Genomic DNA, 20,579 nt, shown 5'->3' on the forward strand with positions numbered 1-20,579 from the left:
GAGGAGGCGGGTGGTGTCGTCGACACGCGCGGACACGCCGGGGCGGGCTCCCACGAACGCCTTCTCGACGCGGATCCGGCCCTCCGCGGTCCGCGTGGCCCGGAGCTCCCCTCCCCGGTAGGCATGGCGCATGCCGGTGATCGGATTCCACAACTCCCACGAGCAGGTCCACCCCGCGGCGCTCCTCACGGCCGTCCAGCACGCGGAGGACGTGGGCTTCACCGCGGCCATGTGCTCCGACCACCTGACGCCGTGGAACCCGCGGCAGGGCGAGTCGGGGTTCGCGTGGTCGTGGCTGGGCGCCGCGATGGCCACCACCGGCCTGCCCTTCGGCGCGGTCAACGCCCCGGGCCAGCGCTACCACCCGGTCATCGTCGCCCAGGCGGTCGCCACGCTCGGGGCGATGTTCCCCGGCCGGTTCTGGGTGGCGCTGGGCAGCGGCGAGGCGATGAACGAGCACGTGACCGGGGACAAGTGGCCGCCCAAGCAGGCCCGCGACGCGCGGCTGCGCGAGTGCGTCGACGTCATCCGGGCGCTGCTGGCCGGCGAGGAGGTCACCCACGACGGCCTGGTCCGGGTGGAGCGGGCGAAGATCTACACGCTCCCGGAGGTGCAGCCGGCCTTGATCGCGCCGGCGGTGAGCGTGGCCACCGCCCGCAACGGCGCCGACTGGGCCGACGGGCTGGTCACCATCAACCAGCCGCACGACAAGCTCCGCGAGATGATCGCCGCCTACCGGGACGCCGGGGGACAGGGCAAGCTCGTGCTGCAGGTGCACGTCTCCTGGGACCCCGACCCCGACCGGGCGCTCGGCATCGCGCACGACCAGTGGCGCAGCAACGTCTTCCCGCCGCCGCTGTGCTGGGACCTCGACAGCCCCGAGGCGTTCGAGCAGGCCAGCGCGCACGTCGCCCCCGAGCACGTGACCGACGCCGTCCGGGTGTCCGCGGACCTCGGGCAGCACACCGCCTGGCTGCAGGAGTACCTGGACCTCGGCTTCGACGAGATCTACCTGCACCACGTCGGCAAGGAGCAGCGGCCCTTCCTGGACGCGTTCGGCGAGCACGTGCTGCCCCAGCTCGGCGTGACGGCTGCGGCACCGGTCGCGGCGATCGACCCACCGGGCCCGGCGGAGAATCTCCGGCCCCGCGTCGACCCGGTTCCCGCGCCGTGAAGATCACCGACACGGCGGACCTGTGGTGGAAGAACGCCGTCGTCTACTGCCTCGACGTCGAGACGTTCATGGACTGGAACGGCGACGGGATCGGCGACTTCGCCGGCCTCGCGCAGCGGATCGACCACCTCGCCGACCTCGGCGTCACCTGCCTGTGGCTGATGCCCTTCTACCCGACCGCCGAGCGCGACGACGGCTACGACATCACCGACTTCTACGGCGTCGACCCGCGGCTGGGCACCCACGGCGACCTGGTGGAGGTCATCCGGACGGCGAAGGACCGCGGCATGCGGGTCATCGCCGACCTCGTGGTCAACCACACCTCGCGCAAGCACCCCTGGTTCCGGTCGGCCGAGCAGTCGAAGGACTCACCGTTCCGCGACTTCTACGTCTGGCGCTCCGACCCGCCCCCGGACACCTCCGACCAGGTCGTCTTCCCCGACCAGGAGGACAGCATCTGGACGCTGTCGGAGAAGACGGGGGAGTGGTATCTGCACCGCTTCTACAAGGAGCAGCCCGACCTCGACGTCACCAACCCGCGGGTGCGCGACGAGGTCGCCAAGATCATGGGCTTCTGGCTGCAGCTGGGCCTCGACGGCTTCCGCGTCGACGCCGTCCCGTTCTTCCTCGAGACCGCCGGCGGCGACGACGGTGCGTTCCCGGAGCCGCACGAGTACCTGCGCGCCCTGCGCTCGCTCGTCGGCCGGCGGTCGGGCAGCGGCGTCCTGCTCGGCGAGGTGAACCTGCCCTACGAGCAGCAGCTCGAGTTCTTCGGCGGCACCGACGGCGACGAGCTCACGATGCAGTTCGACTTCATCGGCATGCAGGCGCTCTACCTGTCCCTCGCCCGCGCCGACGCCGGGCCCCTGACGACGGCGCTCGAGGGCCGGCCGGCGCTGGACCCGGACTCGCAGTGGGCGACCTTCGTGCGCAACCACGACGAGCTCACGCTGGATAAGCTCGGCGACGAGGAGCGGCAGGAGGTGTTCGCCGCCTTCGGGCCCGAGGAGCGGATGCAGGTCTACGGTCGCGGGCTGCGGCGGCGGCTGCCACCGATGCTGGACGGCGACCCGCGGCGGGTGCGCATGGTCTACAGCCTGCTGTTCTCGCTGCCGGGCACGCCGGTCCTCTTCTACGGCGAGGAGATCGGGATGGGGGAGGACCTCGACGCCGAGGGCAGGCTCGCCGTCCGGACGCCGATGCAGTGGACGTCGGGCCGCAACGGTGGCTTCTCGCCCGCCGAGCCGCGCAGGCTCCCGGGTCCCGTCGTCAGCGGCGGCTTCGCCCCCGAGCACGTGAACGTCGCCGACCAGCGCAACGACCCCGACTCGCTGCTGTCGTTCATGAAGCTGCTGATCCGCCGCTACCGCGAGTCGCCGGAGCTGGGCTGGGGCGGTTTCCAGGTCCTCGACCAGCCGCACGCCGAGGTGCTGGCCCACCTGTGCACCTGGGACGACGGCGCGCTGGTGGCCCTGCACAACCTCGGGCCCGAACCGCGGACGGTGCCCATCTCCCTCGAGGGCTGCGACTCCTCGCACCGGCTGGTCGACCTGCTGGAGACCGCGAGCACCACGGTGTCCGACGCGGGCACCGTGCAGATCCCGCTGGGCGGCTACGGCTACCGGTGGCTGCGCGTCGTCGCCCAGGACAGCCGCCGCCTCGTCTGAGCGAGCGGCCTTCGTGGCCACAAAGGCCCTCCCGGGGGCCTGTCGGAGCGTGGATCCGTCGGTGGTCGCTCGTAGCGTCGGGGGGTGCGTCGTCCCGTCGTCCCCGTCCTGCTCGCGGTGCTGCTCGCGCTGACCGGGTGCCAGTTCGAGTGGCAGATCGAGTCCGGGCCGCCCTCGCCCGCGGCGTCCGTGGGCCAGGGCGACGTCCCCGCGGGAACGCTCGACCCGGCCGCCGCGGGGGCGGCGCTGGCCGCCCTCCCGGTCGCGGAGAAGACCTCGCTCGACGGCTACGAGCGCGGGTGCGGCGACGGGGAGGGCTGCGTGTTCGGGCCGGCGTGGTCCGACGTCGACCGCAACGGCTGCGACCAGCGCAACGACGTGCTGCACCGCGACCTGACCCGGATCGAGGTCCGCGAGGGGACGCAGGAGTGCGTCGTGGTCGCCGGCGTGCTCGACGATCCGTACACCGGTGAGGTCGTGCAGTTCCAGAAGGCGACAGCGGCCGAGGTGCCGATCGACCACGTCGTCCCGCTCGCCGCCGCCTGGGTTCAGGGTGCGGCCGCGTGGACCGACGAGCAGCGCGAGGCCTTCGCCAACGACCTCGCCAACCTGATCGCGACGACGCGCTCGGAGAACTCGTCGAAGGGCGACTCGACCGCCGACGAGTGGGCGCCCAGCGACCCGGCCTACGGCTGCTCCTACGCGACGGTAGTGGTGACGGTGAAGTCCACGTACGCCCTGTCGGTCACGCCCGCGGAGGCCGACGCGCTGGAGCAGCTGCTCGCTACCTGCTGAGGTCGCGCGCCATGAGGACGTCGTCGACGTAGCGCCCGCCCAGGAAGAACTCCTCGCGCAGCACCCCCTCGACGACGAAGCCGCAGGAGGCGTACAGCGCCCGCGCCCGCTCGTTCCCGCCGAGGACGCGCAGCCCGAGCTTGCGGGCGCCGCGCCGCCGGGCCTCGGCGACCGCGGCCTCGACCAGCTTCCTGGCCACTCCCTGGCGGTGGCAGGCGGGGTCGACGGCCAGCCCCTGGACGTGCAGCACGTGCCGGTTGCACTCCAGCGGCGTCGGGTGCCCGAGCCCGGCGTAGCCGACCGGCCGGCCGTCCCGCTCGGCGACGAGCACGTCGTCGGGGGAGCGGCGCTCGAAGAAGTCGGTGTCCTCCGCCCACCGCGGCACGACGGCGTTCTCCACCGACCAGGTGGCCCGGTCGAGGGCGACCAGGCGCGGTCCGTCGGCGGGCACTGCGGGCCGGATGCTGATCACCGGGCCAGTCTGCCCGGGTCGGTCGGCGGACGGCCCGCGTGGTACCCGGCGTGGCATCACGCAGCGTGCTCGGGCCGCCTGGGCGCCGTCCGGGGCGCGGGCGGTGGCTGCGCCTAGCGTGGCGGACGAGGTGATCAGCGATGAGTGAACGCAACGCAAGCACGTCCGTCGGGACCGGCACGGCCGAGATCCCGGTCGTCCGGCCGGCCGCCGAGGTGCCCCCGCCGCCGGCGGCAGAGCCCGGCCCGGCCCCGGAGACGCGTGAGGAGGAGGTCGTCCCGGGCCTGCAGCCGACCGCACCCGTGACGGTCCGGCCCCGGCCGCGGATGCCGCGTCGCGGCCCGCTCACGGTGATGGGCCCGTGGGCCCCCGTCGCCGGCGGCCTGCTCGGTCTGCTGCTCGGGGCGGTCGTCGTCCTGCTGCTCGCCGGGACGGCGGAGAGCTTCGAGGACCGCCTCGCGCTCGCGTTCGTGGTGCTGGGGCTCGGCATGCTGGGCAGCGCCGGTGTCCTGCTCGCCGACGAGGTGCGGATGATGCGCCAGCGCGCCCGCGACGCCACCGTCCGGCCGCAGTGGGTGGAGGCGACGGCGGGGCTGCTCAACGGGGCCACCCCCGCCCGGCTGCTGCTGCTCGCCAGCGGGTTCGTGCTCTTCCTGGCGGCCTACGTCACCCGCTGAACGCCTGGATCGCCAGGTGCACGGCGAGCCCCAGGCCGGCGATCGCGATCACCCGTCGCAGGCCGGCCTGGGGCGCCCGCCGCACCACCGCCGGCCCGATGCGGCCGCCCACCAGGCAGCCGATCGCGAGCGGGATGACCGCCGACCAGGCCACGGACGTGAACAGCACGTAGCCGGCCGCGGCGACGGCGTTGGCCACCCCGAGGATGACGTTCTTCATCGCGTTGCCGCGGGGGAGACCCTCGCCGGTGGCCAGCAGGTAGAGGGCCAGGAGCAGCACCCCCGCTGCCGCCCCGAAGTAGCCGCCGTAGATGGCCACGACGAACGTCCCGACCGGGAGCCACCGGGGGTCGTGGGCGCCGGGCCGGTGGTGCTGCGCACCCCGCGCGGCCAGGTCCCGCGGTGGCCGCTGCACGAGGATGGCCGCCGACGCCCCGGCGATGAGGAACGGGACGATCCGCTCGAACGCCTCCGACGGCGTGAGCAGCAGCAGGACGGCGCCGGCGATCCCCCCGAGGACGGCGGCGACCGCCAGGGGGAGCAGTCGTCGTGCCTGGCCCTTCAGCTCCGGCCGCGAGGCGCTGACCGAACCGACGCTGTTGAGGACGAGCGCCACGGTGTTGGAGACGTTCGCGGTGACCGGGGGGATACCGGTCGCCAGCAGCGCCGGGTAGCTGATCAGCGAGGCCAGGCCGGCGATGCTGCCGGTGAGGCCCGCGCCGATGCCCGCGAGGACGAGGAAGCCGAACTCCCAGACGCTCATCGGCGCACCAGCACCACGATGGCGACGACGCCCAGGACGACGATCGCTGTCCGGAGGACGCTTGCCGGCAGGCGGCGGCCGTAGCGGGAGCTGACCGCGCCCCCGGCGAGCGAGCCGGCGGCCAGCAGACCGGCGGCCGCCCAGTCGATCCGGTCGGTGGCGACGACGACGTAGGCGCCGGCCGCCACGGTGTTCACGGTGAGGGTCAGCACGTTCTTCAGCGCGTTGAGCCGCTGCAGCGACTCGCGCAGCAGGAAGCCGAAGATGCCGATCTGCAGCACTCCCTGGCTGGCGGCGAAGTAGCCGCCGTAGGTGCCCGTCGCGTACGCACCGGCGAAGAGGGCAGCGAGCCGGCCACCGCGCACGGGGGCGCCGTCCCCCTCGGGAACCCTGCGCTGCAGCACCGGCTGCACGGCGACCAGCACGACGGCGATCCCGATGAGCACCGGCACGACGGCCTCGAAGGTCGACGCGGGCAGGTGGAGCAGCAGGAAGGCGCCGGTCAGCGCGCCGAGGACCGACGCGGGCACGAGCCGCAGGAGCAGCCCCCGCTGGCCGCGCAGCTCGCGGCGGTAGCCGATCGAGCCGCTCACGTTGCCGGCGACCAGGCCCAGCGAGTTGCTGATGGTGGCCGGCACGGGGGGCAGGCCGACGGCCAGGAGCACCGGGAAGCTGACCAGCGTCCCCGAGCCGACGACGGCGTTGATGCCACCGGCTGCCACCCCGGCGGCCGCCACCGCGAGCATCTCCCAGCCGGTCATGCGGACATCGCCGTCGAGCCTGTCACGGCGGGCGTGGCAGCCGCCCGCGCTCGGCCGGTCGATCAGCTCACAGTCGCACCACCGGCCACCGTCACGTGCGGTGGCGTGAGCATGGCCTTGAGCGCCCCGAGCAGGCCGAGCACCGGGACGGCGACGGCACACCACATGCCCGGGCCGAAGCGGTCCGCCCGCCAGCCGGCCTCGGAGGCCAGGAGCAGCGCCGCCGCGGTCGCGGCGAGCGCGACGGCCAGGGCCAGCACCCCGAGCAGCCGGTGGGCGCGGGCGGGGACGAGCAGCGCGAACCCGAGCAGGACGAGCAGCCCGCCGCACAGCACGACGGTCAAGGGCTCCCACACGCCCCTGCGGGCGGACTCGGCGAGCCCCGCGTCGAGGGCCGCGCCGCCGCGCTGGACCAGCGTCAGCCCGGTCGAGCCCGCGCCGCGGGACCACGGGAGCAGGAGGCTGACGTTGGCCGCGACCCCGGCGAGCACCAGCGCCGCGGCGCCGAACGGCTCCGACCGGCGGACGACGGTGAGGCTCGGGATCCCGACGTCCCTCGGGACGTCCGGCGCGGCCTGGGTCGGTGCGGTGTCGCCTGCGCGCTCGGCCGGGAAGCCCAGGATCGTCGGCTCGCTGACGGGGGCCTCGACCCGTGGTGCCCGCCTGCGCGGCGCGCGCCGGCCGGAGCCGCTGGGCTGCTGCAGGCGCTGGGTCATCGGGTCCTCCGACGGCGCGACGCGGCGCGGGGAGACGGCCGCAGGAGCGAGACTAGAGCCGCCGCACCCCACCCGGTACGACACCGGACGCAATCGAGCGCGACACGCCGGACCGGTGTCCCCGCCGCCGCCCGCCGGTCGGGTCCCGGGAACGGGGAGCACCCGTTCGAGTCGAGGTGAGGATTCTCCGTCACCGGCCGTGTACGTTTCGCGACCGGCGCCACGGGGGCGCCCACTTCCTCGCCCGGGAGCCTGGACATGCCGTCCGTCCGTCGACCCTTCCGCCGTCCGGCGGTCGTCGCTCTCGCCGTCCTGGTGACCTCGGTCGCGCTGCTGCCGCGGTCCGCCGTCGCCGACGAGGTCCCCGAGTCGGTCGTCGGGGAGCTGGCGCGGACGTGGAGCGACCAGGATCCGGCTGGGGGAGGTGACTCCGGCCCGCTGAGCTGGGTGCGCACCGATGACGGCCGGACCGTGCGGATCCCCACGGAGGACGTCGTACGGCTCGAGGTGGGGTCGCGCGTGCAGGTGACGCTCGGCGGGGAGGTCGCGGACGAGCCGACCGTCTCGCAGGGCGTCGCGCCGGCCCGCGACGTCGTGGCGGCGGCGTCCCTGACCGCCCCCGTCGCCGCTGCGGCCACGGCCACCAACGAGGTCACGGTCGTCCGGGTCGTCCCTCGGGGCGGGCGGGCCGACGGTGCCCAGATCGCCGACGTCGTCGCCCAGGTGAACGGGCCGGTGCACGACTACTGGGCGGAGCAGACCGGCGGCGGGATCGAGCTGTCGGCCACCGGCTGGCCGGACTGGGTCACGGTCCCCGCGGGCTGCGACGACCCGTACGGGATCCTCGACCAGGCAGCGGCAGCGGTGGGCTTCTCGCCCGGACCAGGCCGTCACCTGCTGGTCTACCTGCCGTACTACTTCGCCGAGCTGACGAACTGCGGCCAGGGCCTCGGCGAGCAGGGCGAGGGTCCCGGCGCAGGTGGGATGGCCTACGTCAAGGGCAGCGAGACCGGCCGCATCGCGCACGAGCTCGGCCACAACTTCGGCCTCGGCGACTCGACGATCCTCAAGTGCACGACCTCGCCGTCGGTGCCCTCGGTCGACGAGGGGAACTGCTTCGCCGCCCGCAACCCGGTGACCGACTTCTACGACGTCATGGGTGGCAACCCCACCGAGGTGGGCTCGCTGGGTGCGGTTCACGCCCAGCTCCTGGGGTTCGTCGATCCCGACTCGGAGCGGGTCGTGGTCGCCGGGCGCGATCCGCTCGGGACCTACCGCCTCTCACCGCTCGGCGGTGGGACGGGGGTGCGCACGCTGCAGATCGCCGTGCCCGGCGGTGCGGGCCCCGACGTGTACTGGCTGGAGTACCGGGCGGCGACCGGCCAGGACGCCTGGCTCGGCGACGCCAGGAACTACTACGGCCTCGACGCCGGCGTCCTCCTGCGGCACGCGGGGCCGGACCTGGACCACACCTCGGTCCTGCTGGACGGGACACCTTCGACCGCCGGGGGTGTGGGCGACCTGCAGGTGGCGCTGCCCGTCGGTGCCCCGGTCCACCTGGCGCGGGCCGGGCTCTCGATCACCGTGCAGTCGCTCACCGCGGGGCAGGCCACCGTCCGGGTCGCCGCGGACCCGCCCGGGTCGCTCCCCCGGGACCGGACCGAGGACCTCGTCGCCGACGTGCTCGCCGCCGATCCGGCCGGTGGGCTCCAGCTCTACCCCGGTTCCGGGGGCGGCGGGTTCGCCCCACGGCGCACGGTCGGGTCGGGCTGGACCGGCCGCGACCAGCTGATGACGACGGGGGACTGGAACGGCGACGGCCACGACGACGTGCTGGCCCGGAACCCGGGCAACGGCGACCTGTGGCTCTACACGGGCGACGGCAGGGGCGGATTCTTCTTCGGGCGGGTCGTCGGGATCGGCTGGGGCGGTTTCGACGCCGTCTTCTCGCCCGGCGACTGGAACGGGGACGGCCCGGTCGACCTCCTGGCACGCCGGCGCGGCGACGGCGCGCTGCTGCTCTACCCGGGCAACGGGACGGGCGCCTTCGGCAGCCCCTCGGTCGTCGGCACCGGCTGGGGCGGCATGACCGACCTGTCCGCCGGGGGTGACTGGAACCGCGACGGCCTGCCCGACCTCGTAGCCCGGGACTGGGCCGGTTACCTGCACCTGTACTCCGGCAACGGGACAGGTGGCTTCTCCGGTCAGCGCACCATCGGTGTCGGCTGGCAGGGCTTCGCGCAGATCGTCGGACCCGGCGACTGGGACGGCGACGGGCGATCGGACCTGCTCGCCCAGGCGGGCAACGGGGCCCTGGTGCTCTACCCGGGCGACGGCGAGGGCGGTTTCCTGGCGAGCAGGCCGATCGGCAGCGGTTGGACGGGTTTCCGCCTGTTCGACTGACCGCTCCCGACGTCAGTCCTTGCGGCCCGCCTCGACGACGCGGAGCACCGCGGCGCCCTCCTCGTCCGAGGCCTCCAGGTCGACCTCGACGTCGATGCCCCAGTCGTGGTTGCCCTCGGGGTCGTCGAGGATCTGGCGCACCCGCCAGACGCCCGGCTCGTCCTCGTCGACGATGAGCAGCGCCGGGCCGCGGGCGTCGGCGCCGGTCAGCAGCTCGTCGTGCTCCTCGAAGTACCCCCGCACGACCTGCTCCCACCGGTCGGCGTCCCAGCCGGAGGAGGAGTCGAGCTCCCCGAGGTCGTACCAGCGACGGCGGGCGAACAGCTCGACGCGGCGGAACAGCGCATTGCGGACCATCGCGGTGAACGCCCGCCGGTTGCCGGTGAGCGGGCGGGGCCGCGCCGGGACGGCGACCTCGGCCACCGGCCCGTCGTCCGGATTGGTCAGCGCCTCCCACTCGTCGAGCAGCGAGGAGTCCACCTGGCGCACCAGCTCGCCGAGCCACTCGACCAGGTCGGTGACCTCCTCGGTCCGGGCGGAGGCAGGCACTCCCGACCGCAGCGCCTTGAAGGCGTCGGAGAGGTAGCGCAGCACCGCCCCCTCGGACCGCGTCAGCCCGTAGGTGTTCACGAACTCGCGGAAGGTGGACGCCTGCTCCCAGATCTCGCGCACGACCGACTTGGGCGACAGCTGCGCGTCGGCGGCCCACGGGTTGGTCTGGCGGTAGACGTCGTAGGCGTGGCCCAGCAGCTCCTCGAGCGGCTTGGGGTAGCTGACCTCCTCGAGCAGCTCCATCCGCTCCTCGTACTCGATGCCCTCGGCCTTCATCTGCGCGACGGCCTCGCCCTTGGCCTTGTTCAGCTGCGCCGCGAGGATCTGCCGCGGGTCGTCGAGGGTCGCCTCGATGACGCTCACGACGTCCATGGCGTACGTGTCCGACGCCGGGTCGAGCAGGTCGATGGCGGCCAGCGCGAAGGTCGACAGCGGCTGGTTGAGCGCGAAGTCCTCGGGCAGGTCGAGGGTCAGGTCGTAGCGGCGGCCGTCCGGCTCCGGCTCCGGCAACCGTTCCAGGACGCCGGCCTGCAGCAGCGACCGGGCGATGCCGATGGCCTCGCGGATGAGCCGCAGCTGCCGCTTGCGCGGCTCGTGGTTGTCGGTCAGCAGCCGGCGCATGGCCGCGACCGGGTCGCCCGGCCGGTCGACGACGTCGAGCAGCATCGCCGTCGTCACCCGCATGTGGCTGGTCAGCTTCTCCGGCTCGGACTCGATCAGCCGGTTCATGGTGGCCTCGCTCCAGGGCACCATGCCCTCGGGCGCCTTCTTGCGGACCAGTTTGCGGCGCTTCTTCGGGTCGTCCTCGACCTTCGCGAACATCTTGAGGTTCTCGACCTCGTGCTCGGGCGCCTGGACGACGACGGTGCCCGCCGTGTCGTAGCCGGCCCGCCCGGCCCGCCCGGCGATCTGGTGGAACTCGCGCACCTGCAGCAGCCGCATGCGGGTGCCGTCGTACTTGGACAGGGCCGAGAAGACGACGGTCCGGATGGGCACGTTGATGCCGACGCCGAGGGTGTCGGTGCCGCAGATGACCTTGAGCAGGCCGGCCTGGGCCAGCTGCTCCACCAGCCGCCGGTACTTGGGCAGCATCCCGGCGTGGTGGACGCCGATGCCGTGCCGGACCAGCCTGCTGAGCGTGGTGCCGAACGCCGAGGAGAACCGGAAGCCGCCGATCATCTCGGCGATCGCGGCCTTCTCCTCCTTCGTCGACACGTTGACGCTCATCAGTGCCTGCGCCCGCTCGAGTGCCGACGCCTGGGTGAAGTGCACGACGTAGACCGGCGCCTGCTTCGTGTCGAGCAGCTCCTGGATCGTCTCGTGCATCGGCGTCGTCGCGTAGTAGTGGTGCAGCGGCACCGGGCGCTCGGCATTGGCCACCAGCGCGGTGGGCCGGCCGGTGCGCCGGGTGAGGTCCTCGCGCAGGGACGTGACGTCGCCGAGCGTGGCGCTCATCAGCAGGAACTGCGCCCTCGGCAGCTCCAGCAGCGGCACCTGCCACGCCCAGCCGCGGTCGGGGTCGCCGTAGAAGTGGAACTCGTCCATGACGACGAGCCCGATGTCGGCGTCCGCGCCCTCGCGCAGCGCGATGTTGGCCAGCACCTCGGCGGTGCAGGCGATGATCGGGGCGCCGGGGTTCACGCTCGCGTCGCCGGTCAGCATCCCGACGTTCGCGGCGCCGAAGACCCCGCAGAGGGCGAAGAACTTCTCGCTGACCAGCGCCTTGATCGGCGCGGTGTAGTAGCTGCGCCGCCCACCCGCGAGTGCCGCGTACTGGGCGCCCGTCGCCACCAGCGACTTGCCCGACCCGGTGGGCGTGGCCAGGACGACGTTCGCGCCGCTGACCAGCTCGATCAGCGCCTCCTCCTGGGCGGGGTAGAGCACGGTGCCGCCCGCTTCGGCCCACGCGGCGAAGGTGGCGAACAGCTCGTCGGCGTCGCCGCCCTTCGCTCGGAGGGCGGTCAGGTCGGCGGCGTCGTCGAGCAGGGGAGGGGCGGTGGTCGTCATCAGGGGCACCAGCGTGCCCGATGCCCCGGGGCTTCCCGCGCAGCCGCCCGATCGGGGCGGGTTCGGTCACGAAGTGGTAACGGAACCTGAAGAGGGGCGTAGTGGACGCCGAAGTGGAGAGAAGGTGAACAACAGGTGAACGGAAGGTGGATGGACGATGCGTGATCTGGGATGCCCGGAGTGCCGGTGGGTTCCCGTCGTGGACGCCGACGGCAGGCGGCGGCTGGAGATGCGCTGGCAGCTGTCCGGCCCGGTCACGGCCGTGCGTGCCGCGGAGGTGTCGCGGGCGGCCTGAGCCGCCGGCGCAGGTTCCCCCTCGTCCTCGTCGGGTAGCGCGCGGGACAGTTCCGGGCCGCAGGGGTCCGGGCACCCGTGCACCCACCGGAGGACGCCCATGTCATCGCCCCGCCCCGAGAGCCAGCCCGCGCAGAAGCAGGACGTGCCGGGGGTGCTCGGGAAGATGGATCCCCGGCCGGACCACGGCGAGGAGAGCTACCGCGGGTCCGGGAAGCTGAGCGGCAAGGCCGCGGTGATCACCGGCGGCGACAGCGGCATCGGTCGCGCGGTCGCCATCGCCTTCGCCCGCGAGGGCGCCGACGTCCTGATCTCGTACCTGGACGAGCACGAGGACGCGCAGGACACCGCGAGGTACGTCGAGGAGGCGGGGCGGAAGTGCGTGCTGGTGCCCGGTGACCTCTCCGACCGCGCGCACTGCAGGACGATCATCCCGAAGGCGGTCGAGGAGTTCGGCAAGGTCGACATCCTGGTGAACAACGCCGCCTTCCAGATGAGCCACGACACCCTCGACGAGGTGTCGGACGACGAGTGGGACCACACCGTCGCCACCAACCTCACCGCCATGTTCGTCCTGACCAGGGACGCGATCCCGCACATGCCGGCCGGCGGAGCGATCATCAACTCGTCATCGGTCAACTCCGACATGCCGAGCCCGAACCTGGCGCCCTACGCGATGACCAAGGCCGGCATCGCCAACTTCACGGCGAGCATGGCGCAGATGTACGCCGACAAGGGCATCCGCGCCAACAGCGTCGCCCCGGGCCCGATCTGGACGCCGCTGATCCCGGCCACCATGCCCGAGGAGAAGGTGGAGAGCTTCGGCGAGCAGGTGCCGATGGGTCGTGCCGGGCAGCCGGCCGAGCTCGCGCCGGTCTACGTCCTGCTCGCCAGCGACGAGGCGTCCTACGTCTCGGGCGCGCGCGTGGCCGTCACCGGCGGCAACCCGATCCTCTGAGGGGCTCGAGAGGAGCCATTGTGGCCACGTCGGCCGCTCAGGCGCGCAGCGCTGCCGCGATCCGCCCGACGCCGGCCGGGCGGACGCGGCAGCAGCCGCCGACCAGCCGGGCCCCCGCGGCGGTCCACCCGGGGACGTCCTCCGGCGAGACCCCGGGGGGCCCGGTCCACCGCCGGCCGGCGGCGTCCCACGTCTCGCCGCTGTTCGGGTAGACGACGACCGGGCGGCCGGCGGTCGTGGCGGCGGCGAGCGCCGGCCCGACGGCCGCCGGCGCCGTGCAGTTGACCCCCACCGCGACCACGGCATCGACGTCGGCCGCCATCGCGAAGACGTCCGCGGCCCGCTCGCCGCGGCGGGTCCGGGCGACGCCGTCTCCGTCGACCACGGTGGTCAGCGACAGCCACACCGGGACGCCGAGGGCGTCGGCCTCGGCGAGCAGCGCCTCCGCCTCGGCCGCCGCGGGCACGGTCTCGCAGGCCAGCACGTCGGCGCCGGCGTCGGCGAGCAGGTGCATCCGCGGGCGGTGGAACGCGCGCAGGCCGGGCACTCCCACCTCGGCGACGTAGCCGCCGGTGTACTCCGATCCGTCGGCCAGCATCGCGCCGTAGGGCCCCACCGACCCGGCGACCCAGCCGGTTCCGCCCTGCCCCTCGCGGGCCAGCGCCACCGACGACGCGATCAGCCGCCGGGCCTCGTCCGCGTCCACCCCCGCCGCGCCGAAGCCCTCGACCGTCGCCTGGTAGCTCGCCGTCGTCGCCACCTGGGCGCCGGCAGCCGCGAACGCGGCGTGCGCGGCCACGACGGCCGCCGGGTCGTCGCGGAGCAGCCGGGCCGACCACAGGGCGGACGAGACGTCGTGCCCGCGTGCATCGAGCTCCGTGGACAGCCCGCCGTCGAGGACGAGCGGCCCGGTGGCGAGCGCAGCACGCAGCGAAGGCATGCCCGCGATCATCCCGCGGTACCGCCGCCCCGGCGCGACCCGCGGTGCCGAGCCCGTACCGGCGGGCGGTCCGCCGGAAACCGCGTGCGCGGGGACCGGTGGCCACCTACCGTCTCCCGGTGCGCACGGGGCAGGGAGGGACGACGGGGGCCGCCACCTGGCGCGACCCCGCGTGGCGCGCCGCGGCCCTGGACTGGGCGTCCGCGCACCTGGCCCGGGCGGGGCTCGTGCCGGCCGGCGAGGTGGAGCAGCCGCACGTGCGCGCCTGGTCGACGGCCTTCCGCCTGCCCGTCCGCGGCGGCGGATCGGTGTGGCTCAAGGCGGTGGGGCCCGGCTCCGCGCAGGAACCGGTCCTGGCCGAGGCGCTGGGGCGCTGGGTCCCCGACCGGGTGCTGGTGCCGCTGGCCGTCGACCCCGAGCGCCGCCTCGTCCTGCTGCCCGACGGTGGCCGCACGCTCCGGCAGAGCGGACCCGACCTCTCCTCGTGGGCGCGGATGCTCCAGGCGTACGCCGACCTGCAGGTCCGCCTCGTGCCGCACGCCGAGGCGATGGTCCACGCAGGGGTCCCCGACTGCCGGGCCGAGCGCCTCCCCGACCTGGTCGACGACCTGCTCGCCGACGACGAGGCGCTGCTCGCCGGCCGCCCGGACGGGTTGCGGGCCGCCGACCGGGCGGCCGTGCGCGCCTCGTCCGGCCGCTTCGCCGACGACTGCCGCAGGCTGGACGGCGGCGGCGTCCCGGCCACGCTGCAGCACGACGACCTGCACGACGCGAATGTGTTCGCCGACGGTGGGGCCTACCGCTTCTTCGACTGGGGCGACGCCTCGGTCGCGCACCCCTTCCTGAGCCTGCTCGTGACCCTCCGGATGGCCGCCCGGGCCCTGGACCTGCCCGACGGCGACCCCGCGCTGCGCCGGTTGCGCGACGCCTACCTCGAGCCCTGGTCCTCGTTCGGCACGCCCGCGCAGCTGCTCGAGCAGTGCGGTGCGGCGCTGCGGGTGGCTCCGCTGGCCCGCGCGCTGTCCTGGCGCCGGATCCTGCGCGGCGTGCACCCCGGGGAGCGCGCCGAGTGGGCCGCCAGCGTGCCGGGGTGGACGGCGGAGCACCTGCGCCCGGGGCCGCTCTCGGCGGTACCGGCGTGAGGGTCGGCCACACTGTGCGCATGCCGGTCACGGACGACGCCTCGGGGGACCTCCCCGTCACCGGCTCCCTCGTGGTGCCGGCCGGGTCGCTGAGCTGGCGGTTCTCGCGGTCGTCGGGTCCCGGCGGCCAGGGCGTGAACACCGCCGATTCCCGCGTGGAGCTGTCGGTCGTCCCGCTGGAGCTGCCGGGGCTGAGCGATCCGCAGCGCGCCCGGCTGGCGTCCCGCCTCGCCGCCCGGCTGGTCGACGGCGTGCTCACCGTCACCGCCAGCGAGCACCGGCAGCAGCTGCGCAACCGGCAGGCGGCCCGGGACCGGCTGGCCGCGGTGCTGCGTGCCGCGCTCGCGCCACCCCCGCCCAGCCGCCGGCGCACCAAGCCGACCCGGGGCTCGCAGGAACGTCGCATCGAGGCGAAGAAGCAGCGCGGGCAGCTGAAGAAGCAGCGCCGTTCCTGGGACTAGCCCAGCTCCGCCAGCCGACGGCGCAGGAACCGGCGCTCCGTCTCGTTCCCGCTCCGCGCGATCGCCGTCGTGTACGCCTCGGCCGCCTCCGGGGACCGCCCGAGCCTGCGGAGCAGGTCGGCGCGCACCGCGTGGAACACGTCGAGCCGGTCGAGGTCGAGGGCGTCGACCAGCGACAGCGCCGCCGCGGGGCCCCGCACCTCCGCGACGGCCACCGCCCGGTTGAGCGCGACCACGGGGCTCGGCGCCACGACCAGCAGCTGGTCGTAGAGCGCGAGGACCTGCCGCCAGTCGGTGGGCCCGGGGTCGCTGTGGACGGCGTTGATGGCGGCCTGCAGCTGGTACGGGCCGGGACGGTTGCGGCGCAGGCAGGCGCGCACGAGGTCCTGGCCCTCGGCGATCAGGGACCTGTCCCACAGCCCGCGGTCCTGGTCGGCCAGCAGCACGAGCTCGCCGTCCGGGCCGACGCGCGCGGGGCGCCGGGCGTCGGTGAGCAGCATCAGGGCGAGCAGCCCGGTGACCTCGGGCTCGTCGGGCATCAGCTCGGTCAGGAGGCGCCCGAGCCGGATGGCCTCGGCGCACAGGTCCTCGCGCACCAGACGGTCCCCGGACGAGGCGCTGTGCCCTTCGGTGAAGACCAGGTAGACCACGGCGAGCACCGGCGGCAGCCGGTCGGGCAGCTCCGCCTCGCGCGGCACCCGGTAGGGGATGCGGGCGTCGCGGATCTTCGCCTTCGCCCGGACCAGCCGCTGAGCCATCGTGGCCTCCGGCACGAGGAACGCGGCGGCGATCTCGGCGGTCGTCAGCCCGCCGAGCAGGCGCAGGGTGAGGGCGACCTGCGCGGGCGTGGACAGCGCCGGGTGGCAGCAGGTGAAGACCATCCGCAGCCGGTCGTCGGGCACGGGACCCTCCTCGTCGGCCGTCGGGGTGTCGTCGTGCAGCAGCGCCGCCTGGCGGTACCGGTCGGTGCGGGTGCTCTCCCGGCGGAGCCGGTCGACCGCCCGGTTGCGGGCGGTCGTCACGATCCAGCCGGCCGGGGACGGCGGCACGCCATTGGTGGGCCAGCGCGCGACGGCGGTCAGGAACGCGTCCTGCACCGCCTCCTCGGCGGCGTCGATGTCGCCGAGGAGGCGGGTGAGGACCGCGACCGCCCTGCCGTAGCTCTCACGGAAGGTCCGCTCGATCCCCGGTGCGTCCGGAGGACCCACCCGGTCAGCTCTCGGAGTCGTAGAACGGCCGGACCTCGATGGGGATCGTGGTCGCGGCGACCAGCTTGCGGCCCCATGCGAGCGCGGCGTCCAGGTCCGGCACGTCGATGATCGAGAAGCCCCCGGCGTGCTCCTTGCCCTCGGCGAACGGTCCGTCGACCACGAGGACGTCGTCGTCGGCGGGGCGGAGGGTGGTGGCGGTGTGCGGCGGGCGCAGCCCACCGCCGAACACCCAGACGCCGGCCTCGTGCATCTCGTGGTGGAGGGCGTCGACGTCCTTCATGATCTGCTCGAGCTGTCCCGGCTCCAGGCCGGGGCCGGTGCTCGGCTCGACCACGGTCATCAGGTACTGCGGCATGGCGTTCCTCCTCGGGTCGGCGCCGGCGTCCTGCCGTCGCTCACCCCCTGTACGAACGGCCCGGCCCGATCTCGACAGGGTCAGCCGGGAAATCGCCGCTGAGGTTGCCGGACGAGCACCCAGAGCGGAAGTTCGTCGTCCGTGGTCCGCAGCTCGGCGGTGACCTCGAACCCGAAGCCGCGCAGGAAGCGCACGTTCGCCCAGCCGAACACCGCGGTCGCGGCGAGCGTCCGGTCGGTGTCGCAGCGGACAAGCACCGGGGCGAGGACCGCCGCAGCCAGGCCGCGCCGGCGCGAGCTGGGGCGCACGCCCAGGTGCAGCAGCCACCAGTGCGGCTGCTCGGGGCGGTGGCTCGCGATGAGCGCCGCGGTGTCCCGGACGGCGCTGATGCGGTGCGCCGAGAGGTAGGGCAGCTCGCTCGCCAGAGCCGCCCGGACGTCGGCCGGGAGCGGGGTGGTGCCCTCGGCGCCCGGCGGGGGTTCCCACACGGCGACGGCGTCGACGTCCTCGGTCACCCAGGCGGTCCGCGTGCCGACGCCGCGGTGGCCGGCGTCGAGCTCGTGCAGCCGGGTCAGCCGCTGCATCCGGCCGTCGTCGGGCAGCGCCCAGCGCGTCCAGCGCGAGTCGGCGAGCGCGACGGTCAGGGTGGCCGCGATGCGCGGGACGTCGCGCTGCTCGGCGGGCCGGACGTCGGGCCCCTCGTCGTCCGGGGAGTCGATCCGCCGGATGGTGGGCCCCTGGGTCACCCCGGCATCCCACCACGTCCGCGGACGCGGACGGGGACCGCCCCGGGTGGGGCGGCCCCCGTGCGGTCAGGCCCCGTTCAGAGGCTCGCTGCGAGCTTGCGAGCGGTGAGGAGAACGGGGTCCTTCATCAGGCGTCGAAGCCCGCGCGGTCGACCTTGCGGTGGTACCTGTCGCCCAGCGTGCCGCCGAGGACGGCCCCTAGCAGCGTGACCAGCAGGACGGCGACCAGCGCGATGATGCCGCCGGTCGTCGCCGTGCCCTCGTCGATGGGGATGCGCGGCAGGTCGAGCTCCTGCAGCACGTTGTACTGCGAGCCGAAGACCAGCCCGAGCACCGCGAGCAGGACGACCACGAGCAGCCCGATGACCCAGACGGCGATGCCCTGCCGGGCGCCGTCGAACCGCGCCATCCGGCCGGCCACGTAGCCGCCGGCCAGGTAGGCGAGGAACAGGATCACCAGCAGCACGATGCCGCCGACGATGCTGATCGTGTCCGCCTGCTGGACCGCCTCGTCGGTCGAGGGCACGCCCTGCGTCAGCCCGATCGCGACGCCCGCCGCGCTGAGCAGCGCGACGAGCAGGACCGCCAGGCCGTTCGCCGACAGCCAGCCGAAGAACGCCGCGCCCCACGTGATCCCGCCGTAGCGGGACCGCTGGGCGTCGACCGCGTCGCGGGCCGCGCCCTTGGTGGAATGGGCGCCCTCGGACATCAGGACCGCCGGACGTCGGTGTCGGCGTCGAGCTCGACCTGCTCCTTGCGGACGGTGTCGGTCACCGTCTCCTGCGAGGTCACCGTCTCGGTGTCCAGACGTACGCGCTCGACCGGCACGGCCTCCTTGGCCACGACCGGCCGCTCGGCGTGCAGCACCACCTCGTGCTCCTCCTCCGAGATGGCGGGGCCGTCGAGGGCGGCGCCCGCGTCGGCGTCGGTGATCGGCTCGCGCTCGAGGCGGACCTCCTCGTGCGACACCGGCACCGTCTGCGTCACGTTCTCGGTGACGACGTACTTGCGCAGCCGGGCACGGCCGGCCTCCACCCGCCGGGTGCCGACGTTCAGGTGCTCCTCCGAGCGGGTCATCGCGTCGTCGGTGGTGGGGCCGCTGGTGTCGTGCCCGACGGTGCCCGTGGTGGTCGTCGTGCCGGTGAACTGCTCGCCGGTGCCCGACCCGACGCCGTAGTAGCGGTAGAGCTCGGCCTCCTCGGCGGGGGAGAGGTGGCCGTCGGTGTCGATCTTCGGCGCGTGCGACACCGTGTCCTTGTCGCAGGGCAGGCGGAGGTCGCTGCCGGACAGGTCGGCGTCGGCCAGCGGCACGAAGGACTCCTTCGTGCCGAACATGCCGGTGCGGACGGTGGCCCACTCGGGGCGGCCGGTCTCGTCGTCGAGGTAGACCTCGCCGACCGTGCCGAGCTTGCCGTCCGCGCCGTGGGCGGTGCTGCCGATGACGCTGCTGAGCTGCTGTTCGGTGATCACGTGCGCTCCTCGCGGGTTCAGGGCCGGGGTTGCGGTCTCGCCTCGGGGGTACGTGCTCCGCCGAGGGCCGGTCCAGGCCGTGCCCCTCGATTTACGTTGTAAACGAGACGCCCGCGTGTCGCGCCGGATCAGTCCCGCGGATCACCGCGGCGCGGCGTCCGTCCCTCCCGCAGCACCACCTCGAGGCGCTCGAGCAGGTTCTCGAGCGCCTCCTCGAACTCCGCGGCCGACTCGTCCAGGGAGAGCAGCGGCTCCAACCGGACGACGGTGGGGTACTCGCTCAGGTCGGTGCTCGCCGCCGCCTCCGGCACGCCGTCGGGCTGGTCCTCCGGGCTGATCTTCACGCCCTTCTGCGAGACCTCCAGCAGCAGGTGACCGAGCAGGAAGCTGGAGTACGCCCGGTACGCCGCCACCGCCGACTCCTGGGTGAAGCCGCTGCCGATGAGCGCGTCGAGGAAGGACTCCACCCACCGCAGGCTGCGCAGCGGCGGCCGAACCCACGGAGCAGCGGGCGGGCGGGTGGCGACCAGCGGGAACACCTCGGGGTGGGCGAGGGCGATTCGCCGCACGCCGTGCGCCAGCCGCTGCAGGTAGTCCTGCCAGCCGTGGGAGGCGGCCAGGTGCACGTCCGGATCGCCGTAGAGCTCGTCGATCACCGACTCGACCACGCCGTCGAGGAGGTTCTCCCGACCGGGCACGTAGCGGTACAGCGCCATCGCCTCGACCCCGAGGTGGGCGCCGAGGCGACGCATCGTCAGCGCGTCGAGGCCCTGCTGGTCGATGAACTCGATCGCCGCACCCAGGACGCGCCGGCGGTCGAGCCCGCCGCGGGCGGTGCCGGGCGAGGCGGCGGGGATGACCGCGGCAGCGCCGCCGCGGCCCTCGGGGGTGTCGGGATCGGCGCTCTCGTCGGGCAGCGTGCCCGGCGTCGTGTCCGGCCCGGTCATGACCAGCTCCCTCGTCTCGCGTTCGCCCCCTCGGCCCCATCCTGCGCCGGTGCGCAGCGCACACCGCG

At 74.3% G+C, this 20,579-nt stretch carries 21 protein-coding genes; 9 read left to right on the forward strand and 12 right to left on the reverse strand.

Annotation, left to right across the window (positions count from 1 at the left end; genetic code table 11):
• Positions 1 to 130: 130 nt before the first annotated feature.
• The 3 genes from DCS98_RS21345 (at position 131) to DCS98_RS21355 (ending at position 3,636) form a co-directional block, all read left to right on the forward strand.
• Positions 131 to 1,174 (forward strand): TIGR03885 family FMN-dependent LLM class oxidoreductase, encoded by a 1,044-nt coding sequence (locus DCS98_RS21345; RefSeq protein ID WP_116453498.1) that lies wholly within the window; start codon positions 131 to 133, stop codon positions 1,172 to 1,174.
• Entirely contained in the window at positions 1,171 to 2,841 is a 1,671-nt protein-coding gene (locus DCS98_RS21350; protein ID WP_116453499.1) for an alpha-amylase family protein, read from the forward strand. The genes DCS98_RS21345 and DCS98_RS21350 overlap by 4 nt, the downstream gene beginning before the upstream one ends.
• An 84-nt stretch (positions 2,842 to 2,925) precedes the next feature.
• Positions 2,926 to 3,636: an HNH endonuclease family protein gene (locus DCS98_RS21355; RefSeq protein WP_206340384.1), complete on the forward strand. Its 711-nt coding sequence runs from the start codon at positions 2,926 to 2,928 to the stop codon at positions 3,634 to 3,636.
• On the opposite strand, the gene DCS98_RS21360 is transcribed toward DCS98_RS21355, so the two are convergent.
• Positions 3,626 to 4,108 carry a GNAT family N-acetyltransferase gene (locus DCS98_RS21360; RefSeq protein WP_206340385.1) on the reverse strand — a complete coding sequence of 161 codons (483 nt, stop codon included), beginning with the start codon at positions 4,106 to 4,108 and terminating at the stop codon, positions 3,626 to 3,628. The genes DCS98_RS21355 and DCS98_RS21360 overlap by 11 nt on opposite strands.
• Before the next feature lie 140 nt (positions 4,109 to 4,248).
• On the opposite strand from DCS98_RS21360, the gene DCS98_RS21365 reads away from it, so the two are divergent.
• A complete protein-coding gene (locus DCS98_RS21365; protein ID WP_116453500.1) occupies positions 4,249 to 4,785 on the forward strand; it encodes a hypothetical protein in 537 nt (178 codons plus the stop codon).
• On the opposite strand, the gene DCS98_RS21370 is transcribed toward DCS98_RS21365, so the two are convergent.
• The 3 genes from DCS98_RS21370 to DCS98_RS23185 form a co-directional block, all read right to left on the reverse strand.
• Positions 4,775 to 5,548 carry a sulfite exporter TauE/SafE family protein gene (locus DCS98_RS21370; RefSeq protein WP_116453501.1) on the reverse strand — a complete coding sequence of 258 codons (774 nt, stop codon included), beginning with the start codon at positions 5,546 to 5,548 and terminating at the stop codon, positions 4,775 to 4,777. The two genes, DCS98_RS21365 and DCS98_RS21370, sit on opposite strands and share 11 nt — an antisense overlap.
• Complete coding sequence (locus DCS98_RS21375) at positions 5,545 to 6,309, reverse strand: sulfite exporter TauE/SafE family protein (protein ID WP_116453539.1); 765 nt, start codon at positions 6,307 to 6,309, stop codon at positions 5,545 to 5,547. Before DCS98_RS21375 ends, DCS98_RS21370 begins: the two co-directional genes overlap by 4 nt.
• A gap of 62 nt (positions 6,310 to 6,371) precedes the next feature.
• A complete protein-coding gene (locus DCS98_RS23185) occupies positions 6,372 to 7,025 on the reverse strand; it encodes a hypothetical protein (protein WP_164704705.1) in 654 nt (217 codons plus the stop codon).
• A 258-nt stretch (positions 7,026 to 7,283) separates the two neighbouring features.
• On the opposite strand from DCS98_RS23185, the gene DCS98_RS21380 reads away from it, so the two are divergent.
• Positions 7,284 to 9,428 carry an FG-GAP repeat domain-containing protein gene (locus DCS98_RS21380; RefSeq protein ID WP_116453502.1) on the forward strand — a complete coding sequence of 715 codons (2,145 nt, stop codon included), beginning with the start codon at positions 7,284 to 7,286 and terminating at the stop codon, positions 9,426 to 9,428.
• A gap of 12 nt (positions 9,429 to 9,440) precedes the next feature.
• Here DCS98_RS21380 and DCS98_RS21385 read toward each other — a convergent pair whose 3' ends face one another.
• Complete coding sequence (locus DCS98_RS21385) at positions 9,441 to 11,987, reverse strand: DEAD/DEAH box helicase (RefSeq protein WP_116453503.1); 2,547 nt, start codon at positions 11,985 to 11,987, stop codon at positions 9,441 to 9,443.
• Positions 11,988 to 12,144: 157 nt separating this feature from the next.
• Here DCS98_RS21385 and DCS98_RS23190 point away from each other — a divergent pair, with 157 nt between their 5' ends.
• Together DCS98_RS23190 and DCS98_RS21390 are read left to right on the forward strand one after the other, a co-directional pair.
• Positions 12,145 to 12,282 (forward strand): hypothetical protein, encoded by a 138-nt coding sequence (locus tag DCS98_RS23190; protein WP_164704706.1) that lies wholly within the window; start codon positions 12,145 to 12,147, stop codon positions 12,280 to 12,282.
• Between the two features lie 99 nt (positions 12,283 to 12,381).
• Positions 12,382 to 13,239: a glucose 1-dehydrogenase gene (locus DCS98_RS21390; RefSeq protein WP_116453504.1), complete on the forward strand. Its 858-nt coding sequence runs from the start codon at positions 12,382 to 12,384 to the stop codon at positions 13,237 to 13,239.
• A gap of 37 nt (positions 13,240 to 13,276) precedes the next feature.
• On the opposite strand, the gene mmuM is transcribed toward DCS98_RS21390, so the two are convergent.
• Positions 13,277 to 14,179 carry a homocysteine S-methyltransferase gene (gene mmuM, locus DCS98_RS21395; RefSeq protein ID WP_241038555.1) on the reverse strand — a complete coding sequence of 301 codons (903 nt, stop codon included), beginning with the start codon at positions 14,177 to 14,179 and terminating at the stop codon, positions 13,277 to 13,279.
• Positions 14,180 to 14,298: 119 nt separating this feature from the next.
• Here mmuM and DCS98_RS21400 point away from each other — a divergent pair, with 119 nt between their 5' ends.
• The gene (locus DCS98_RS21400; protein WP_116453541.1) at positions 14,299 to 15,321 is read left to right on the forward strand and encodes an aminoglycoside phosphotransferase family protein; all 1,023 of its coding nucleotides are present in this window, start codon (positions 14,299 to 14,301) and stop codon (positions 15,319 to 15,321) included.
• Between the two features lie 20 nt (positions 15,322 to 15,341).
• On the forward strand, positions 15,342 to 15,782 hold the full coding sequence (gene arfB, locus DCS98_RS21405; protein WP_116453505.1) for an alternative ribosome rescue aminoacyl-tRNA hydrolase ArfB: 441 nt from the start codon (positions 15,342 to 15,344) through the stop codon (positions 15,780 to 15,782).
• Here arfB and DCS98_RS21410 read toward each other — a convergent pair.
• The 6 genes from DCS98_RS21410 to DCS98_RS21435 form a co-directional block, all read right to left on the reverse strand.
• Positions 15,779 to 16,990, reverse strand: a complete 1,212-nt coding sequence (locus DCS98_RS21410) for an RNA polymerase sigma factor (protein ID WP_116453506.1) — start codon at positions 16,988 to 16,990, stop codon at positions 15,779 to 15,781. The two genes, arfB and DCS98_RS21410, sit on opposite strands and share 4 nt — an antisense overlap.
• A gap of 4 nt (positions 16,991 to 16,994) precedes the next feature.
• Positions 16,995 to 17,348, reverse strand: coding sequence for a YciI family protein (locus tag DCS98_RS21415; RefSeq protein ID WP_116453507.1), 354 nt, complete (start codon positions 17,346 to 17,348; stop codon positions 16,995 to 16,997).
• A gap of 80 nt (positions 17,349 to 17,428) precedes the next feature.
• A complete protein-coding gene (locus tag DCS98_RS21420; protein ID WP_116453508.1) occupies positions 17,429 to 18,094 on the reverse strand; it encodes an N-acetyltransferase in 666 nt (221 codons plus the stop codon).
• Positions 18,095 to 18,221: 127 nt separating this feature from the next.
• On the reverse strand, positions 18,222 to 18,803 hold the full coding sequence (locus DCS98_RS21425) for a hypothetical protein (RefSeq protein ID WP_116453509.1): 582 nt from the start codon (positions 18,801 to 18,803) through the stop codon (positions 18,222 to 18,224).
• Positions 18,803 to 19,564 (reverse strand): DUF2382 domain-containing protein, encoded by a 762-nt coding sequence (locus DCS98_RS21430; protein WP_116453510.1) that lies wholly within the window; start codon positions 19,562 to 19,564, stop codon positions 18,803 to 18,805. Before DCS98_RS21430 ends, DCS98_RS21425 begins: the two co-directional genes overlap by 1 nt.
• Positions 19,565 to 19,692: 128 nt before the next feature.
• Positions 19,693 to 20,511 carry a TetR/AcrR family transcriptional regulator C-terminal domain-containing protein gene (locus tag DCS98_RS21435; RefSeq protein WP_116453511.1) on the reverse strand — a complete coding sequence of 273 codons (819 nt, stop codon included), beginning with the start codon at positions 20,509 to 20,511 and terminating at the stop codon, positions 19,693 to 19,695.
• Positions 20,512 to 20,579: the final 68 nt, after the last annotated feature.

It is taken from the genome of Blastococcus litoris (assembly GCF_003075095.1).
Taxonomy (GTDB): Bacteria; Actinomycetota; Actinomycetes; order Mycobacteriales; family Geodermatophilaceae; genus Blastococcus_B; species Blastococcus_B litoris.

Excerpts from the sequence above, each read along its gene's own strand:
- DCS98_RS23185 (WP_164704705.1), bottom strand. The coding sequence starts at position 7,025 with ATGACCCAGCGCCTGCAGCAGCCCAGCGGCTCCGGCCGGCGCGCGCCG.
- DCS98_RS21370 (WP_116453501.1), bottom strand. The coding sequence starts at position 5,548 with ATGAGCGTCTGGGAGTTCGGCTTCCTCGTCCTCGCGGGCATCGGCGCG.
- DCS98_RS21375 (WP_116453539.1), bottom strand. The coding sequence starts at position 6,309 with ATGACCGGCTGGGAGATGCTCGCGGTGGCGGCCGCCGGGGTGGCAGCC.
- DCS98_RS21385 (WP_116453503.1), bottom strand. The coding sequence starts at position 11,987 with ATGACGACCACCGCCCCTCCCCTGCTCGACGACGCCGCCGACCTGACC.
- DCS98_RS21425 (WP_116453509.1), bottom strand. The coding sequence starts at position 18,803 with ATGTCCGAGGGCGCCCATTCCACCAAGGGCGCGGCCCGCGACGCGGTC.
- DCS98_RS21415 (WP_116453507.1), bottom strand. The coding sequence starts at position 17,348 with ATGCCGCAGTACCTGATGACCGTGGTCGAGCCGAGCACCGGCCCCGGC.
- arfB (WP_116453505.1), top strand. The coding sequence starts at position 15,342 with ATGCCGGTCACGGACGACGCCTCGGGGGACCTCCCCGTCACCGGCTCC.
- DCS98_RS21390 (WP_116453504.1), top strand. The coding sequence starts at position 12,382 with ATGTCATCGCCCCGCCCCGAGAGCCAGCCCGCGCAGAAGCAGGACGTG.
- DCS98_RS21380 (WP_116453502.1), top strand. The coding sequence starts at position 7,284 with ATGCCGTCCGTCCGTCGACCCTTCCGCCGTCCGGCGGTCGTCGCTCTC.
- DCS98_RS23190 (WP_164704706.1), top strand. The coding sequence starts at position 12,145 with ATGCGTGATCTGGGATGCCCGGAGTGCCGGTGGGTTCCCGTCGTGGAC.
- mmuM (WP_241038555.1), bottom strand. The coding sequence starts at position 14,179 with ATGCCTTCGCTGCGTGCTGCGCTCGCCACCGGGCCGCTCGTCCTCGAC.
- DCS98_RS21345 (WP_116453498.1), top strand. The coding sequence starts at position 131 with ATGCCGGTGATCGGATTCCACAACTCCCACGAGCAGGTCCACCCCGCG.
- DCS98_RS21365 (WP_116453500.1), top strand. The coding sequence starts at position 4,249 with ATGAGTGAACGCAACGCAAGCACGTCCGTCGGGACCGGCACGGCCGAG.
- DCS98_RS21435 (WP_116453511.1), bottom strand. The coding sequence starts at position 20,511 with ATGACCGGGCCGGACACGACGCCGGGCACGCTGCCCGACGAGAGCGCC.